This is a genomic window from Clostridium sp. CX1 (assembly GCF_025398335.1).
Lineage (GTDB): Bacteria > Bacillota > Clostridia > Clostridiales > Clostridiaceae > Clostridium_AM > Clostridium_AM tanneri.
In genome coordinates this window covers 1-16018 of sequence record NZ_JAODOO010000027.1, presented here as the reverse complement: position 1 = coordinate 16018, position 16018 = coordinate 1, and the positions used below count along the sequence as shown (strand labels likewise).

Below are 16018 nucleotides of genomic sequence, written 5' to 3'. Positions count from 1 at the left end.
TTATTAGAGTAAAATTAGTAAAAGATTAAAATTTGATTAGAAAATATTTAATAAAGTTATTGACATTAACGCTGCGTAAAGGTGTAAATTAGTGTTGTAAGGAGGTGAGCCCATGGAATATACAGTACAAAAGCTAGCTAACCTGGCAGGTGTTAGCACTAGAACATTAAGATATTATGATGAAATAGATATTCTTAAGCCGGCAAGAATTAATTCATCTGGATATCGAATTTATGGGCAAGAGGAAGTTGATAGACTTCAGCAAATACTGTTCTATAGAGAACTAGGTGTAAGTTTAGAAGATATAAAAGACATTGTGACTTCACCTTCCTTTGAGAAAACAAAGGCACTTAAAGAACATCGTGAAAAACTTCTTAAAAAAAGAGAACAATTGGATCTATTAATAACTAATGTAGATAAAAGTATAGCTTTAACAGAAGGGAGAATTAAAATGTCAAATAAAGAAAAGTTCGAGGGATTTAAGAAAAAGATGGTTGATGATAATGAAAAGAAATATGGAGAGGAAATCCGAAAGAAGTATGGCAATGATACAATTGAAAAATCAAATGCAAAGCTTATGAATATGACAGAAGAGCAATATGAAGAGGTTACAAAGTTAGCTGAACAAGTTATAACTACTTTGGCTGAAGCCTTTAAAACTGGTGATCCAGCCAGTGATATAGCCCAAGAAGCAGCTGAGTTGCATAAGAAGTGGCTCACTTATTCTTGGAGTAATTATAGTAAGGAAGCACACGCTGGTCTTGCTCAGATGTATGTTGATGATGAAAGATTCACAGCTTACTATGATAAAGATCAACCAGGAACAGCAGCTTTTTTAAGAGATGCAATTCTTATCTATACAGGAATGAAAAAATAGATGCTCTTAATGACCATGGTTAAGATAATATTGTAAAATTAAAGGGAGAGTTTTTGTGCTACTCCCTTTAATTTATGATATAATATTTAGGTATTATATGTAGAAAGGAATGATGTTTTGTGACAAGTACAAATAAATATTATGAAATGAGCATTGTAGTAAGCGGGGAGGTGCATGTAGAATAATATTTAGCGCCTCCCAAAAGGTCAAAAGACTTACTGTTTACTATGGGAGGAATAAAAATTGAAAAAAATAAATTTATATGATTTAGGTTTAACTGAAAGATATATTCAAGAGGCTTCAATGTATGAGGAAGGCTTATATATTGGAAGAGTTTCTGTTCAGCATAGAAATATTTATAAGGTTATTACTGAAGAAGGAGAAATTTTTGCAGAGGTTTCTGGTAAATTAAATTACACATCAAAATCTGCTATTGATTATCCAGCAGTTGGGGATTGGGTTTTAGTAGATAGAACTACTAATGAAAATGGAAATGCAATTATTCATCACATTCTTTCAAGAAGGAGTTGTTTTGAAAGAAAGGTAGCAGGAACTAGAGTTGATAGTCAAATAGTTGCCGCTAATATTGATATAATCTTCATATGTATGTCGCTGAATAATGATTTTAATATTCGTAGATTAGAGCGATATATTTCAATTGCTTGGGATAGCAGTGCAACACCTGTAATAGTGCTCACTAAATCAGATTTGTGTAATGATATTGAAGACAAGGTCTTTCAAGTTGAGTCTGCTGCCATTGGTATAGATGTATTAGTTACAAGTAGTGTATCTGAAGATGGATATTTGACTATTAAGAAGTATATTGGTAAAGGAAAAACTATAGCCTTTATTGGTTCCTCAGGAGTAGGAAAGTCTACCCTTGTAAACAAGCTTTTAGAAGATGAAGTTCTAGAGACAAAGAGTATAGGAAATGATGATAAAGGAAGACATACAACCACTCATCGAGAATTATTTTTAATTCACGAAGGCGGTGTTGTTATAGATACTCCAGGAATGAGGGAATTGGGAATAGTAAGTGCTGACTTAAATAAATCCTTCAGCGATATAGACGAGATAGCGCAAAGGTGTAAATTTTCCGATTGTCGTCATGAAGATGAACCTAAATGTGCTGTAAGAGAAGCCATAGAAAATGGGTTGCTTGACGCAGAACGATTTGAAAATTATAAAAAGCTTCAAAGAGAGTTAAAATATAGCGAGCTTAATTCCAAACAAATTGAGAAGGAAAAAATAAATGAGATGTTCGGCGGAATGTCAGGCATAAAAGAAGCTAAAAAATTTATTAAAAATAAGAATAGAAGAAGATAACTGATATAAGGCGTCTGTTTTTACAGATGCCTTATTTAAAATTGCAAATATATAGCTTATTTATATCTTTGCAATAGTTCAAAGATTGACATCCATATCAGTTATCTATATAATAACGTTGAATATTAATAAATTTAACTTTAAGAAAGGGCAAGGTATTGGCAGAAATGAGAATGTAATTCACTTTTTATTTGTTTAATAAAATGAAAATTAAAATAATGGCCCAAGAGGGCTTTATTATCATGCGTTTTATTTAACTTTACGAGTGGATAGTGTTTTTGTAACTGGTGATAGTTTGTTCAAATAATCTGTTATTAATCTTAATTAATTATTTGGGTCTCACTCTATATTGATTTAGAGTTTTATTTTTTATAGTTTGAGACTTACTTAAGAAGTATTAGGATTACTATATAAGTTATGACGCTATCCTCTCCAGGTTACAAGGAGGGGATTTTTTATGTTGTTAATGGAATGCAGCAATATTAAAAAATATTTTGGTGATAGATTAGTATTAGATGTAGATAACTTAAAAGTTTATTCTGAGGATAGAATAGGTATTGTAGGTGCAAATGGGGTAGGTAAGACCACCTTCATTAATATACTTAGTGAAAGACTTAAGTCTGATGAAGGGTGGGTTAAATTATACGGAAAATATTCATATATATCGCAACTAGAAGAACCGGACAATAAAATAATTACAGATGAAATGGCCTCAAAGTTTGGTGTTACAAATACCTGGGATGAGAATATGAGTGGAGGAGAAAAGACAAGATTTAAGCTTGCTGACGGTTTAGGATGTAACAGTGTATTGATATTTGCAGATGAACCTACCAGTAATGTTGATATAGAGGGCATTGAACTAATGGAAAAAAAATTTGCAGAATACAAAGGTGCTCTTATCCTTATATCTCACGACAGAAGCTTTTTAGATAAGTTGTGCAACAAAATATTAGAAATAGAAGATGGCAAAATAAAAATATATAATGGTAGTTATAGTGATTATGTTACTCAAAAAACTAAAGAGAGAGAAAGAGCTGAATTTGAATATGAGGAATATATAAAAGAGAAGAAGCGACTTCAGGCAGTGATTACAGATACTAAGCAAAAGGTAAAGAGCATGAAAAAAGCTCCTAAACGAATGGGTAATTCCGAAGCTAGACTTCATAAGATGGGAGATCAAAAGGCAAAGGCAAATCTCGAAAGAGCAGCAAAAAACATTGAAAAAAGAATAGAGAATCTTGAGGCTAAGGAAAAGCCTAAGAAATATGAGGACATTAAATTAGATATAACAGATTCAAATAGACTCCATAGTAAAATAATTATAGAGGGTAGGAATATAAATAGAGCATTCAATGGAAAAATTATATTTAATAATGCAGAATTTAGCATATATAATGAATCCAAAATGGCATTGATTGGTCCTAATGGATGTGGAAAAAGTACCTTGATTAAAATGATAATGAATAATGATAACTGCATAAAGGTTGCTCAGGGAGCAAGGATAGGATACTTTAGTCAAGATATGAGTATTTTAGAGGAAAAGCTAACTATAATAGAAAACATAATGGAAAGTAGTATATATAACGAAACTTTCGTTAGAGTTTTATTGGCAAGGCTGTTGATTAAAGGAGAAGATATCTATAAAAAAGTAAGTGCATTAAGTGGAGGAGAACGGGTTAAGGTATCCTTTGCAAAAATATTGGTACAGGACATAAACCTACTTATATTAGATGAGCCTACCAATTATATGGATATAAACTCTCTTGAAGTGGTAGAGAAAGTACTTAAAGAATACAGTAGGACCTTATTGTTTGTATCTCACGATAGAAGGTTTGTAGATTCTGTGGCAGATAGTATAATGATTATAGAAAACTATAAGATAAAAACATTTAAGGGAAACTACAAAGAATATACTAACAGTAGAAATATACATTTAAGCAATGATAAAGAGGAAATAGAAAAACAGATTTTTCTATTGGAGAATCGTCTTTCAGAAGTTATAGGAAGACTCTCTATGCCGTCGAAGAAGGATAACGTACTAGCACTAGATAAGGAATACTATGACATACTAGGTAAGCTAAAGAATTTGAAGCAAAATAAATAGTACACAGGATGTTTTTTAAAAAAGGCTGCTGCACTTAGTGCAACAGTCCTTTTATATTAATCATGGATAGAAATTTTATATGACAAAGTGTGAAAAATTTCGCTATAAAGCTCAAATTTTCTTGTTTATTCATCAATATTTTATGATATACTTTTTATAGGGATTCTCCTGTTTTCTCAGCTTTTGTTCTTTAAATTAACATTTGCAGTGAAATTAAGGGAATCCCTTTCGAAATATTTATAAACAATTTTACATATGAGGTGAATATGGGGAAAAGACATGTTGTCATTACTGCTGTAACTTTATTAATAATAAGTTCTTCAGGTATTTTTATATATAGAAATTATGATGGAAATATTAAGGACGGAAAACTAGTAGTAAGTAAAAAAAGCAATTATGATGCGTCAGAAGAAATAAAAAAAGCATTAGGCTTATTAAATAGTGGTAAGAAAGCAGAGATTATAACTAATATCAATTCATCATCTAATATAGTATCCTTATCCTTTGAAGGACTTAGCGATAGAGATACTATGAATAAAATAATTGCCATGCTGGATGAACAGGGGATTAAGGCGACTTTTTTTATACCAGGAATTAAAGCTGCTGAGGATCCAAGTTTGGTTAAAACAATCCAAAAACATGGACATGATATAGGAAGTGGAACCCTTTCCTGGAGTAAGAATATGGAGAAGTTACCTACAATTCAATTAGTTGATGATTTCTCTAGAACTAATAAAATTCTAAAAACTATAACTGGAAAAGACCCTGTATTACTGAAGTGTAACTCTACAGTATATCAGGACAATATTTTAACAGCGGCATATGCATCAGGAAACAGCTATGTTGTTGGCAGCAATCATTATTTAAGTTATCAAAGCTTTAAGAATTATGATGAGGCCTATAGCTATACAAGCAATTTAGATAAAGGAACAGTTATATCAATAAAGTTAGAAGGGGTTTTAGACAGCACTGAATATGAAAAAAGAACAGCAGAAGAGAAGCCTGCAGTAGATAAACAGCCTGGTATAGACCAGGGGAAAGACAAAGGGAAAGAAGAAGTTCATATAATTCAAACAGTACAGTGGCTTTTAAAGGCAATAGGTGAACAAAATAGAACTGTTGTTAAAGCAGCGGAGCTACCTGGTATTGGGAAACAGGATAAATTAGAAAGGGACAAGTATAAGTTCGGTAGTGATTATTATGTAAATAATATATCAAATAGAAAAGGTCTATTAAAGGATAGCAATATATTAGGTGATAAGAATAAGGAATTAGAAAGCAAGGAAGAAAGTGAAAAAGTTACTAATACAGACTTCATAAACTTTAAAGAATTACTAGAAAAAAATAATAAAAAGCAGGCTCCTGTTGTTTCAAAGTTTTATACCACCCAAGAGGCTTTAGCCTATACCTTTAGAGGATTAAGTAATGAAGGTAGCCTAGAAGAGGCATTATCAGCACTGGACAGGGTTAATGCTAAGGGAACCTTTTTCGTAACAAAGGATGAAGTATTGAAATATCCGGATAGGATAGACAAAATCCTAAGTAAAGGGCATGAAATTGGTAACGGCGGAATAACAACTAGTGTAACTTTGCTAAGTAAGTCAACGGAAGAAATCTGTAAAGAAATATATGAAGTGGATAAGCTGCTAAAGGAAAAGGGAATAGCTACGAAGGCTTATATGGCTGGCTATGGATATATAAATTCTCAAATTCAAGAGGCTTTATCAGCAGTAACTAATATTCCTTCTCTTAAAAATTATGAATTGTTTACTTACTCAAAGGCACCTATTGTTAACAAATATAAAGGAATAAGTGCGAAAGATATTGTAGAAAATTATTTTAATATAGAGCATTATCCATCCCTTCAAAAGGGGGAAATAGTGTACTTTAGGTTAGACTCCAATTTGTTTGAAACTGACGATATAGTTGCAGATATGATAAAGATAGTAACTGAAAATTATGTTCAAAAGGGTTATATAAACAGGTTTGATGGAAAATCAAAGGACTATGAGAGAGCTCAAAAACCATTAGGTTATTCCATAGTAGCCTTAAATAATTTACAAAATACTATGGAAAGTTCATCACAGTTTGGCAGATACACTATTAGAGGAAATTTTGAGCCTTTAAGGAAAAGAAGCTATGAAGAATCGTTGTCTATGATAAAAACTAACTATATAGGCAATCAATATATAGATTTTGATAAAGAGGACAACATAATTATTGATAAAAGCGGAACTATTGATACAAGGGGAGAAAGTGTTATATTCTTTACCTTTGACGACTGGGGCGGAGATCCAGCAATAGATGGAATATTAGATGTACTAAATAAACATAAAGTAAAGGGGAGCTTCTTTGTAATACCAAAGTATACAGATATTGACAATGATGTATCGAATGCTAATCCAAATCTCCTTAGGACAATTGCTTTAAATGGCAATGATATTGGAAGTCATAACTACAACCATGAACTGTTAGAGGCTGATAAACAAGAGCTTGAAAAGTCTTTAGTTAAATCCTACGAGGCTATGGGGAAGGTAGTAGGAGATTTAGATTCATTAAGACCATATTTTAGGCCACCTACTTTGCTTTCAACAAAAGAAGGGTTATCAGCAGTGTTTGAAAGCGGCTATAAATACTCTATTAGTGGAAATATTACAACTCATGATTACGAAAGAACTTCGGCACAGGACATTGTTAACTATATAGAAAAGGGATTAATTAAAAATAAGGGAAATATAGTGGTAATGCATATGAATGACCAAAGCTATTATACTGCAGAAGCTTTAGATTTATTCTTAACTAATAATGAAAAAGGCTTATATGGAGAAAAATATAAAATTGCAAAGCTCAGTGATTATTTAGAAAGGTAAGTAGGAGTTGGGATATGAGTCTTAAACAAAAGATAGTAAAAAAACAGAAGGATGAAGAACAGGATATTCTTTTAAAGCCTCGTAAAGATAGAAGACTGTTATCAGAGGTTCCTGATAAGGAAGGTATAAGAACTACTATTGACAGAAGAGGAAAAAAAGTATTAGAGGATTATGAGGATGATCCTAACTTCTTTATAAAGAGTAAAAAGGCTGGAATAAGATATGTAATGCAAACAGAAGTTAAAGTAGTATGTAGAAGTGGCAAAGTCAGAAGCAGCTTCACCGTTAGATCCTTAGATGTTTCTACTACAGGAATTTTATTAGAATTAAAGGATGAAGAACAACTAAATATAATTAGTAAAGCTGATAGTGTCAAACTTAAATTTGAGGTGTTACCGGGAGCTATGCCAGAGGGCTATGAAATGAAGGTTAACATAAGCAGTAAAAAGGTTCGTAATTCTGTTACTCCAGAGGGAAAGATACTATGTGGTATGGAGTTTATTGAGAGTCTATCCCAGTACTCTAATAGGAAAAAAGACAGATATATATTGGTAGGTTCCAGTCTACTATTATTATTTATTAGTGCTTTCATCATACTAATGCGTGCAGAAAGTATTATATATTTTAAATTTAATAAATGGATGTATTTATATAGTATTATTGCAGCGGTATTTTTATTAAGTAGATATCTATTTGGTGTTTTGTACAAGCCTCTGCCAATGGATGTAAATTATACTCCCGGCGTTACTATTATCATTCCCTGCTTTAATGAGGAGGAATGGATAGAAAATACAATTTTGAGCTGCATCAACCAAGACTATCCTGTTGATAAATTGGAGGTCATAGTTGTAGATGATCGCTCTAATGATAATTCTGTAGAACAAATTAAGAAAACTATAGATAGGCTTAATAAAGAAGCAGAAAGGTTTGATACTCAAAACAGGGTGAAGTATTTTGTTCAGGAAGAAAACTTAGGAAAAAGAGATGCCCTTTGCAGAGGAGTTTTAGAGGCAAAGCATGATTTGGTGGTATTTGTTGACTCCGACAGCTTTTTAGATCCCTTTGCTATAAGAAATCTTGTTCAGCCTTTTAAAGATCCTAAAATGGGAGGGGTATCTGGCAGAACGGATGTGGCTAACACTTATACTAATGCTTTGACTAAAATGCAGTCTGTTAGATACTATATTGCTTTTAGAATTATGAAGGCAGCAGAAGCCTATTTTGATGCAGTTACCTGTCTATCAGGACCGCTGTCCTGTTACAGAAAACAAATAGTTATAGATAATATGGAGGAGTGGTTAAATCAAAGATTTTTAAGGCAAAAGGCGACTTTTGGTGATGACAGGGCTATGACTAATTTTGTATTAAAGGGCTATAGAACAAGCTATCAGGATACTGCAATTTGTGCCACTATTGTACCTAATAAATATAAGGTATTTCTTAAACAGCAAATGAGGTGGAAAAGGTCCTGGCTTAGAGAATCAATTATTGCTGGAAAGTTTATGTGGAAGAAGGAACCTTTTATGGCTGCATTCTTTTACATGGGGGTATTCGTACCTATTGCTGCACCGGTAATAGTAACCTATAATCTGCTTTATGTACCTATTGTTCATAGGATATTTCCTACCACCTTCCTTGTTGGATTATTGATGATGGCATTAATGATGAGTTTTGCACAGATGTTCTTTAGAAGAAGTACCACTTGGATTTTTGGGATGTTCTTTTGTATTTATTATGAAGCTATATTACTTTGGCAAATGCCTATAGCTTGGGTAACCTTTTGGAAATCCACCTGGGGAACAAGAATGACTCCAAGTGATATAGAAGCGGAAAGAAAGAAACAACAGAGAAGAATATCTAATATATTAGGGAAAAAGGGGGAAAATGCCTATGAAAACTAAGGAATTTTCTCCTGAAAGGAAAGATAGAATTAAGCTAGTAAGAAGTATACTCCAAGGGATAATTTTAATTGTAGTACTAGCACTTATTGTAAAGGCTGTACTCACTTTTTCTGAATATCAGCCTTATAATACAAACACTGTTTCCAAAGACAGAAATAGCGGCTTTATTGCAGTATCCTATTTTGGTGTAGACAGAACTGGAGATGATACGCTGATAAGTACTGAAGCCTTAGAAAAACAGGTAAAAGCCTTAAAGGATAACGGATATGTAACCATAACTCAGCAGGATATATTGGATTATTATAAAAAAGGAAAGCCATTGCCAGAAAAATCCTTGTTTTTATTTTTTGAGGATGGAAGAAGGGATACTGCAATATTTTCTGGAAAAATTTTAGAGCAGTATAATTATAAAGCTTCAATGATGACTTATGCAGATAAATTTGAAAAAAAAGATCCTAAGTTTTTAATGCCTGAGGATTTATTAAAATTAAAGGACAGCTCTTACTGGGAATTAGGTACTAATGGGTATAGATTAGAATATATAAATGTTTTTGATAAAAACTCAAATTACTTAGGAAATTTGGACCCTGTTCAATTCTCAAAGACAATATCTAAAATCAATAGAGACTATAATCATTATCTTATGGATTACATTAGAGATGAAAATGGAATTCCCTTAGAAAACTACGAAGAGATGAAAAATCGTATGGACAATGATTATAAGAGCATAGTTAATATATATAAAAGAGAGGTCGGTGAGGTGCCAGGTTTATATGCACTTATGCATTCCAATACAGGAAAGTTTGGTACAAATGATAAAACCAGTGATATAAACGGGCAGTGGATTAAAAAGTTGTTTCATATGAACTTTAACAGAGAGGGCTATTCGCTAAACTTACCAGACAGTTCCATCTATGATTTAACCAGAGTCCAGCCCCAAGCCTATTGGAGCACTAACCATTTACTGATGAGGATTTGGGACGATACTAAAAAAAATGTAAAATTTATTGTAGGTGATGAAGAAAAGGCTAAGGCTTTCCAAGAAATAAAAGGACAAGCAGAGTTTTTAGATGATAAAATTATATTAACCTCCCTGCCGAAGGAAAAGGGAATTATTAAGTTACAAAATAGTGAGGGTTATAAGGATATCAAGGTATCAACAATGCTGAAGGGTAATGTTATAGGTTCTCAGGCTGTATATTTAAGAGCCAATAAGGACAGAAGTGACAGTATATATGTTCAGCTCATTAACAATACCCTTAATGTAGTTGAAAATTTAAAGGGAAATAAAAAGCTGCTTTACTCTTTATCCTTAGGGGATAAGAATAAGGAATTTGACATAAAAGACCTAGGAAACAGAAAAGTTGATATAACCTTAGTACAAGATAAATTGACCTTAGCTATAGATAATAAAATCATATTAGAAAACCTGAAGGTAACCAACGAAAAAAAAGGAAGTGTTTTCCTTGAGTCCGCCTGGGGAGATTATGGATACAGCCAAAGAAACATTGCAGATGATGTTTATGACGGGGTATTTAAAGGTTTTAAAGTTACTGACATGAAGGACGAGGTTTTATATGATTCATCCCTAAAAGGTATGGAAGCTGTAAATTATAATATTAAAAATTTCTTTAATAAGCTTGTGAATTGGTTTATCAAGAATTTATAGAAAAACATAAGATTTTTGCAAATTTATTCATATATTTTGTAAGATAACTAAGGAGTATAAATATGAGAAAAAGATTGTTTTTTATTGGATTAGTGGTGTTGGCTCTATTGTTAACACCAGTTATGTATATAACAGCCAACTCAAGGGAGTCTAATTTAAAGAAAAGTGAGAAGAAAAGCTTTGGTGAGGATATAAAGAACCTATCCGCCTGGGTGGTGTACTGGGATTTAAACTCCGATAAGGAAATTAAAGCTCTAGATAAGAGGTTGAAAAATATTTCTTATTTTGCAGCTAACTTTGATTCTAATAATAAATTAGCCATGCCGGAAGATTTAACTAATTATTATAATAACACAAAGAATGATAAATACAATAAGTATATTACAATTGTCAATGATAAAGTAAAAATTGACGGCAGCTACTCACTAAAGGATACAAGTTTATTAAAAGCTTTATTAGATACTCCTGATTCCAGAAGCAGTCATATTGAGGGAGTTATAAATCTAGCAGTAAAACATGGTTTTGACGGTATAGAAATTGATTATGAACAAATAAAAAAAGACATGGGGCTATGGAATAACTATATATCCTTTATAAATGAACTATATGAAAAAGCTCAAAATAGAGGCTTAAAGGTAAGGGTTGTATTAGAACCTAACACACCTTTTGATAAACTTACCTTTACCGAAGGTCCAACCTATGTGCTTATGTGCTACAACTTACATGGTGGTTTTAATGAGCCAGGAGAAAAAGCAAATGCTGAGTTTATCGAGAATTCTATAGAGAGTATGAGTAAAGTTCCAGGAAAGAAGGAATTTGCAATTGCTACAGGAGGCTTTAACTGGGCAGCTAACGGTAAAACCACTTCTGTTACAGAAGCTCAGGCTGTAAGCTTACTAAAGCAGTATAAGGCTACAGCACAGAGGCATAAGGAAAGTCAAAGCCTATTTTTTACTTATACAGATGAAAACAATATGAAACATGAAGTATGGTATGGAGATAAAGTCACCTTAGACTCTTGGATGAAGGTTATAACGGAAAAAGGCTATGATGTCAGCATTTGGAGACTAGGAGGCAATTTGTTTTAGAGGTGGAAAATATAATAACTATTGAGTGCAAAATAGGTATTGATAACAATACATTTTGCACTCTTTTTGTCTTGAATTAAACTTTTATTTTAAGCCCTAGCAATAAAAACATATAGGTTTTATGGTATAATTTTCATGTTAACTAAATTGCAGCTGTAAAGTATTAAGAAATTTGGAGGAATAATTATGGATGAAATCGAAATAAGAAAGTTGGATAACAAAAAGGAAATTCCATATGATTTACTCCTTTTGGCCGATCCATCTATCGAAGTAATTAATGATTATATATATAGAGGAGATTGTTATGTTGCATATATTAACGACAATATAGTTGGAGCTTTTTTGCTGGTTAGGACAAGACCTTTAACTTTGGAACTTGTAAATATTGCAGTTAAAGAAGTGTACCAAGGAAAAGGTATTGGTAAGAGATTAATATTAAATGCAATAGATATAGCAAGAAAGAACAATACAAAAATTTTAGAAGTGGGAACAGGAAACTCCAGTATAAACCAATTAGCACTTTATCAAAAATGTGGATTTCGTATAGTTGGTGTAGATAGAGACTTTTTTAAAATACATTATAAGGAAAAAATTATTGAAAATGAAATTGAATGTGTTGATATGGTTAGGCTAAGAATGGATTTGTAACGGTGGTAATTTTCTAGTTAAATGTAACAATTGAAAAAGCAAATAATTTACGTTAACACTGTATTATTGAAAGTTGAATTTTACAGTGTTTTTATGTCGTGTAACAAATATTATGTCTACTTATTGTCAAACCATAGCAGTTAGGTATTGGTAAATTAATTCAAACTAATTTTGATGGAGTTGAGTTATGCTAAACATCGAAAATGGGAAATCACCAATTTATATTTTAATAATGATTGAAGTCATCCACCTTTGTTTTTTTCAAGAATTTATTTTAGTTCTTTACTTAATATTTTATTTTCTATATCTATCTCTAAGTGATTATTTTCCTGCCTTAGCTTCTTCATTTTACATCAATATAAGTACCTTAACAAAACCTTAATAATTTTTAATAAAAACTTAGCAGTGTTTAGAGCAAACTTGTAATATTTTCTTACTACAATAATAAACGTGATAATCAATTACTCAAAGAGTACTAGAATTATCTATGGAAGGGGGAGTAAGAATTGATAAGCAAGTGAATTAAGACTAAATGATTATCAGTGGAGGAGGTAATAATGAAGGTATTAGAAGTGGAAAAATTCATAATTCAAGTGGTATGGAAGGCTTAATAAAATATGATATATAATTATTTTATGTAGGGAGGGATACAAATGGAAAAGGATACTGTTTTAGTCGTAGATGATGATAAAGATATAAGAGATATGATTAATATATATTTAGCTAACCAAGATATGAACGTATATACAGCAGCAAATGGAATAGAAGCTTTAGATATATTAGAAAATATTAAAGTTGATTTAATTGTATTGGATGTTATGATGCCTAAAATGGATGGAATGAAAGCATGTATGAAAATAAGAGAAAAGCTTAATGTTCCCATAATAATTTTATCTGCTAAAATTGACGATGCTGACAAAATATTAGGGCTTACTATTGGAGCAGACGATTATGTTGGAAAGCCCTTTAATCCCTTGGAACTTTTAGCAAGGATAAAATCACAGCTTAGAAGGTATAAACGACTGAATAATAATTTCAATGCAGTTCAACAGGAAATAATACAAATTGATGAACTCCATATAAATATACCGACCCATGAAGTACTTTTAAAGAACAAGCATCTCAAGTTAACACCTTATGAATTTAAAATATTAGTACTGCTTGCCCAAAATAGAGGACAGGTTTTTAGCATAGCTTCTATTTATAAAAATGTATGGGGAGAAGATTATGTGAGTTCAGATAGAACTGTTACAGTTCATATAAGAAGAATAAGAGAAAAAATTGGAAAAGAATATAATTATATAAAAACTGTATGGGGGGTTGGCTATAAAATTGAAAATTAGATTTGGATTGAGATTTGGATTGAGATTTAAAATGGTAATTATGTTTTTTGTATGTGCATTTATATCAATGATTACTTCCACCACTATAATAAGATCGCTTATGCACGATACTGTAAATTACACATACAATCTTAGTTATACAAATATTAACTTTATTAAAGATTTTAAAAAAATATCACTTGATAGTAATAAAATAAATAAGCTTATAGAAAATTATGAAGAAACATATAAGAAAAATAATCTTAAAATATATATAGTAAATAGTAAAGGTATTGTTTTATATCATGGAACAAACAGTAGTGAAAAATTTATAGATTTACAACCATTTATAGATAAACAAATTGCTCTCCAAGATGAAATAAGATATGATGGCAATGAAAAAGGAGTTGATTACTCAAAAATTTCAGCACTAAAAGTTAATGATGAAATTTTTAATGTACTAGTAAAAGGAAGTACAAATCCAATGAATTCATATGATCTTATTCGCAAACATCAAGGAGATTTAGGATTTTTACTGGCGATGACTATTTTTACAATTATTGTAACTTTTCTAACTAGACCAAAATTAAAATATATAAAAAAAATCTGCAGTGGTTTAAATGAAATATCTGAAGGAAACTTGAAGTATAGAATAATAGAAAAAGGAAATGATGAACTTCAACTAATAGCATCTAATATTAATAATATGGCAGAAGAATTAGAAGAAAAAATAAAAAATGAAAAGAACATAGAAAAATCTAAACAAGATTTAATAACTAATGCAGCACATGATTTGAGAACTCCTCTTACAAATATTATAGGCTACATCGAAATTATAAAGGAAAGAGGTTATAAAACTGAAGATGAATTACTGAAATATGTAGACATAATTTCAAATAAAGCAGAGGTACTAAAAAAACTAACTAATGACCTTTTTATGTACACAAAGTTATCCTCAGGAAGTATAAACCTAAATATGCACAGCTTTAGCATAAATGAACTAATTGAACAGCTTATAGATGAATATATAATCTTATTTGAAAGCAATAATCTTAAACTCAAGGAAGATCTAATTAGTGAATCCATTATAATTAATGGAGATCCAGACAAGCTTGCTAGGATTTTTGATAATCTTTTTACAAATGCTATTAAATATAGTATAAAACCTTCTAATGTAAATTTGAAGCTTATTAAAGAAGAGAAAAGAGTGGTTGTGTCTATAAGTAACAGGTGTACTGACCTTGAAGAAGAAGATGTAAATAACTTGTTTGAAAGATTTTATATGGTAGATAAATCGCGCTCAGAGAATGAAAATAGTTCCGGTTTAGGATTAGCTATTAGCAAAACAATAGCAGAGCTTCATCATGGAAAACTAACTGCGGAGTATAAAGATGAAGTTATAACTTTTAATTTAGAGATTCCTATGTAAATATTTTTATTATAATATTATGAAGCTGCAAGTTCCAACAAAAACTTTGCAACTAAAATCAAATGTTTTAAACCAAAGAGCAAATCTAAAACCTTAATTGGTTCTGGATTTGCTCTTAAATTTTTGTGACAATAGTTCATATGAGGATTAATACTTTACGCCGGAATGTTCTTATTTTGCATAACTATCGTAAGGCTAGGGTAGTTATCTACTATAATAAAAATCCGATAAAATCATTAAAAATTTAACAATACAGTATTAAGAAGGTAAAAGATTTTACTTTTGTTGTAAAAATAATCATATAAGACTGTGTAAGCATGGTATAATTAACACTAATTAAGTTAAAATAGTAATTTATTATGATTTTAAAGAAGGTGAAATATATGAATATTGAAAAATTAATTAATGAACTTGCTAAAAATATAGGAAAAACGGTTCTTAATAAAAAGGAAGAAAGTAATATACAGATAAGTCTAAATAGTATTAATTCTGGTGATATTCTTCATATTATTTTGAAGCGCCTTATCACTGACGGAGAATATAATAAGGCAGAGAATATACTTTTTGAAGCGATAGATAAAAATAATTCACAGGAAATTTATCAGGTTGCAATCAATTTTTATAACCTGTTACTTGAAAAGAGTGATGAAGAATTAGAAAAAGGAAATTTTTCAAGAAAAGAAGTTTACCAGGGCCTAGAAGATATTAAAAATATATTCCAAACATAATGTAGTACACAATTTTCTTAATATGCACTGAAATAATGTTGTAATTAATTATAAAC

General features: G+C 31.0%; 12 protein-coding genes. 11 read left to right on the top strand and 1 reads right to left on the bottom strand.

Going from position 1 to position 16018, the window contains the following annotated elements; translation table 11 throughout:
• Positions 1–112 precede the first annotated feature (112 nt).
• The 10 genes from N4T77_RS19130 to N4T77_RS19085 all read left to right on the top strand — a co-directional run bounded on the left by N4T77_RS19130 (position 113) and on the right by N4T77_RS19085 (position 15234).
• Positions 113–877 carry a MerR family transcriptional regulator gene (locus N4T77_RS19130; RefSeq protein ID WP_261673472.1) on the top strand — a complete coding sequence of 255 codons (765 nt, stop codon included), beginning with the start codon at positions 113–115 and terminating at the stop codon, positions 875–877.
• 243 nt (positions 878–1120) lie between these two features.
• Entirely contained in the window at positions 1121–2203 is a 1083-nt protein-coding gene (gene rsgA / locus N4T77_RS19125) for a ribosome small subunit-dependent GTPase A (protein ID WP_261673471.1), read from the top strand.
• Between the two features lie 457 nt (positions 2204–2660).
• Positions 2661–4307 carry a ribosomal protection-like ABC-F family protein gene (gene abc-f, locus N4T77_RS19120; protein WP_261673470.1) on the top strand — a complete coding sequence of 549 codons (1647 nt, stop codon included), beginning with the start codon at positions 2661–2663 and terminating at the stop codon, positions 4305–4307.
• Positions 4308–4573: 266 nt separating this feature from the next.
• A complete protein-coding gene (locus N4T77_RS19115; protein ID WP_261673469.1) occupies positions 4574–7177 on the top strand; it encodes a polysaccharide deacetylase family protein in 2604 nt (867 codons plus the stop codon).
• Positions 7178–7191: 14 nt separating this feature from the next.
• Entirely contained in the window at positions 7192–9078 is a 1887-nt protein-coding gene (locus tag N4T77_RS19110) for a glycosyltransferase (RefSeq protein ID WP_261673468.1), read from the top strand.
• Entirely contained in the window at positions 9068–10747 is a 1680-nt protein-coding gene (locus N4T77_RS19105) for a glycoside hydrolase (protein WP_261673467.1), read from the top strand. The genes N4T77_RS19110 and N4T77_RS19105 overlap by 11 nt, the downstream gene beginning before the upstream one ends.
• A 62-nt stretch (positions 10748–10809) precedes the next feature.
• Positions 10810–11835 carry a glycosyl hydrolase family 18 protein gene (locus N4T77_RS19100; RefSeq protein ID WP_261673466.1) on the top strand — a complete coding sequence of 342 codons (1026 nt, stop codon included), beginning with the start codon at positions 10810–10812 and terminating at the stop codon, positions 11833–11835.
• A 186-nt stretch (positions 11836–12021) separates the two neighbouring features.
• A complete protein-coding gene (locus tag N4T77_RS19095; RefSeq protein WP_261673465.1) occupies positions 12022–12483 on the top strand; it encodes a GNAT family N-acetyltransferase in 462 nt (153 codons plus the stop codon).
• Between the two features lie 653 nt (positions 12484–13136).
• Positions 13137–13826, top strand: coding sequence for a response regulator transcription factor (locus N4T77_RS19090; protein ID WP_261673464.1), 690 nt, complete (start codon positions 13137–13139; stop codon positions 13824–13826).
• Complete coding sequence (locus tag N4T77_RS19085) at positions 13816–15234, top strand: HAMP domain-containing sensor histidine kinase (RefSeq protein ID WP_261673463.1); 1419 nt, start codon at positions 13816–13818, stop codon at positions 15232–15234. The genes N4T77_RS19090 and N4T77_RS19085 overlap by 11 nt, the downstream gene beginning before the upstream one ends.
• Before the next feature lie 17 nt (positions 15235–15251).
• On the opposite strand, the gene N4T77_RS19080 is transcribed toward N4T77_RS19085, so the two are convergent.
• Entirely contained in the window at positions 15252–15374 is a 123-nt protein-coding gene (locus N4T77_RS19080; protein ID WP_261673462.1) for a hypothetical protein, read from the bottom strand.
• 243 nt (positions 15375–15617) lie between these two features.
• On the opposite strand from N4T77_RS19080, the gene N4T77_RS19075 reads away from it, so the two are divergent.
• On the top strand, positions 15618–15962 hold the full coding sequence (locus N4T77_RS19075) for a DUF6483 family protein (RefSeq protein ID WP_261673461.1): 345 nt from the start codon (positions 15618–15620) through the stop codon (positions 15960–15962).
• Positions 15963–16018: the final 56 nt, after the last annotated feature.

Excerpts from the sequence above, each read along its gene's own strand:
- abc-f (WP_261673470.1), top strand. The coding sequence starts at position 2,661 with ATGTTGTTAATGGAATGCAGCAATATTAAAAAATATTTTGGTGATAGA.
- N4T77_RS19090 (WP_261673464.1), top strand. The coding sequence starts at position 13,137 with ATGGAAAAGGATACTGTTTTAGTCGTAGATGATGATAAAGATATAAGA.
- N4T77_RS19130 (WP_261673472.1), top strand. The coding sequence starts at position 113 with ATGGAATATACAGTACAAAAGCTAGCTAACCTGGCAGGTGTTAGCACT.
- N4T77_RS19110 (WP_261673468.1), top strand. The coding sequence starts at position 7,192 with ATGAGTCTTAAACAAAAGATAGTAAAAAAACAGAAGGATGAAGAACAG.
- N4T77_RS19100 (WP_261673466.1), top strand. The coding sequence starts at position 10,810 with ATGAGAAAAAGATTGTTTTTTATTGGATTAGTGGTGTTGGCTCTATTG.
- N4T77_RS19115 (WP_261673469.1), top strand. The coding sequence starts at position 4,574 with ATGGGGAAAAGACATGTTGTCATTACTGCTGTAACTTTATTAATAATA.
- N4T77_RS19075 (WP_261673461.1), top strand. The coding sequence starts at position 15,618 with ATGAATATTGAAAAATTAATTAATGAACTTGCTAAAAATATAGGAAAA.
- N4T77_RS19095 (WP_261673465.1), top strand. The coding sequence starts at position 12,022 with ATGGATGAAATCGAAATAAGAAAGTTGGATAACAAAAAGGAAATTCCA.
- N4T77_RS19105 (WP_261673467.1), top strand. The coding sequence starts at position 9,068 with ATGAAAACTAAGGAATTTTCTCCTGAAAGGAAAGATAGAATTAAGCTA.
- N4T77_RS19080 (WP_261673462.1), bottom strand. The coding sequence starts at position 15,374 with ATGAACTATTGTCACAAAAATTTAAGAGCAAATCCAGAACCAATTAAG.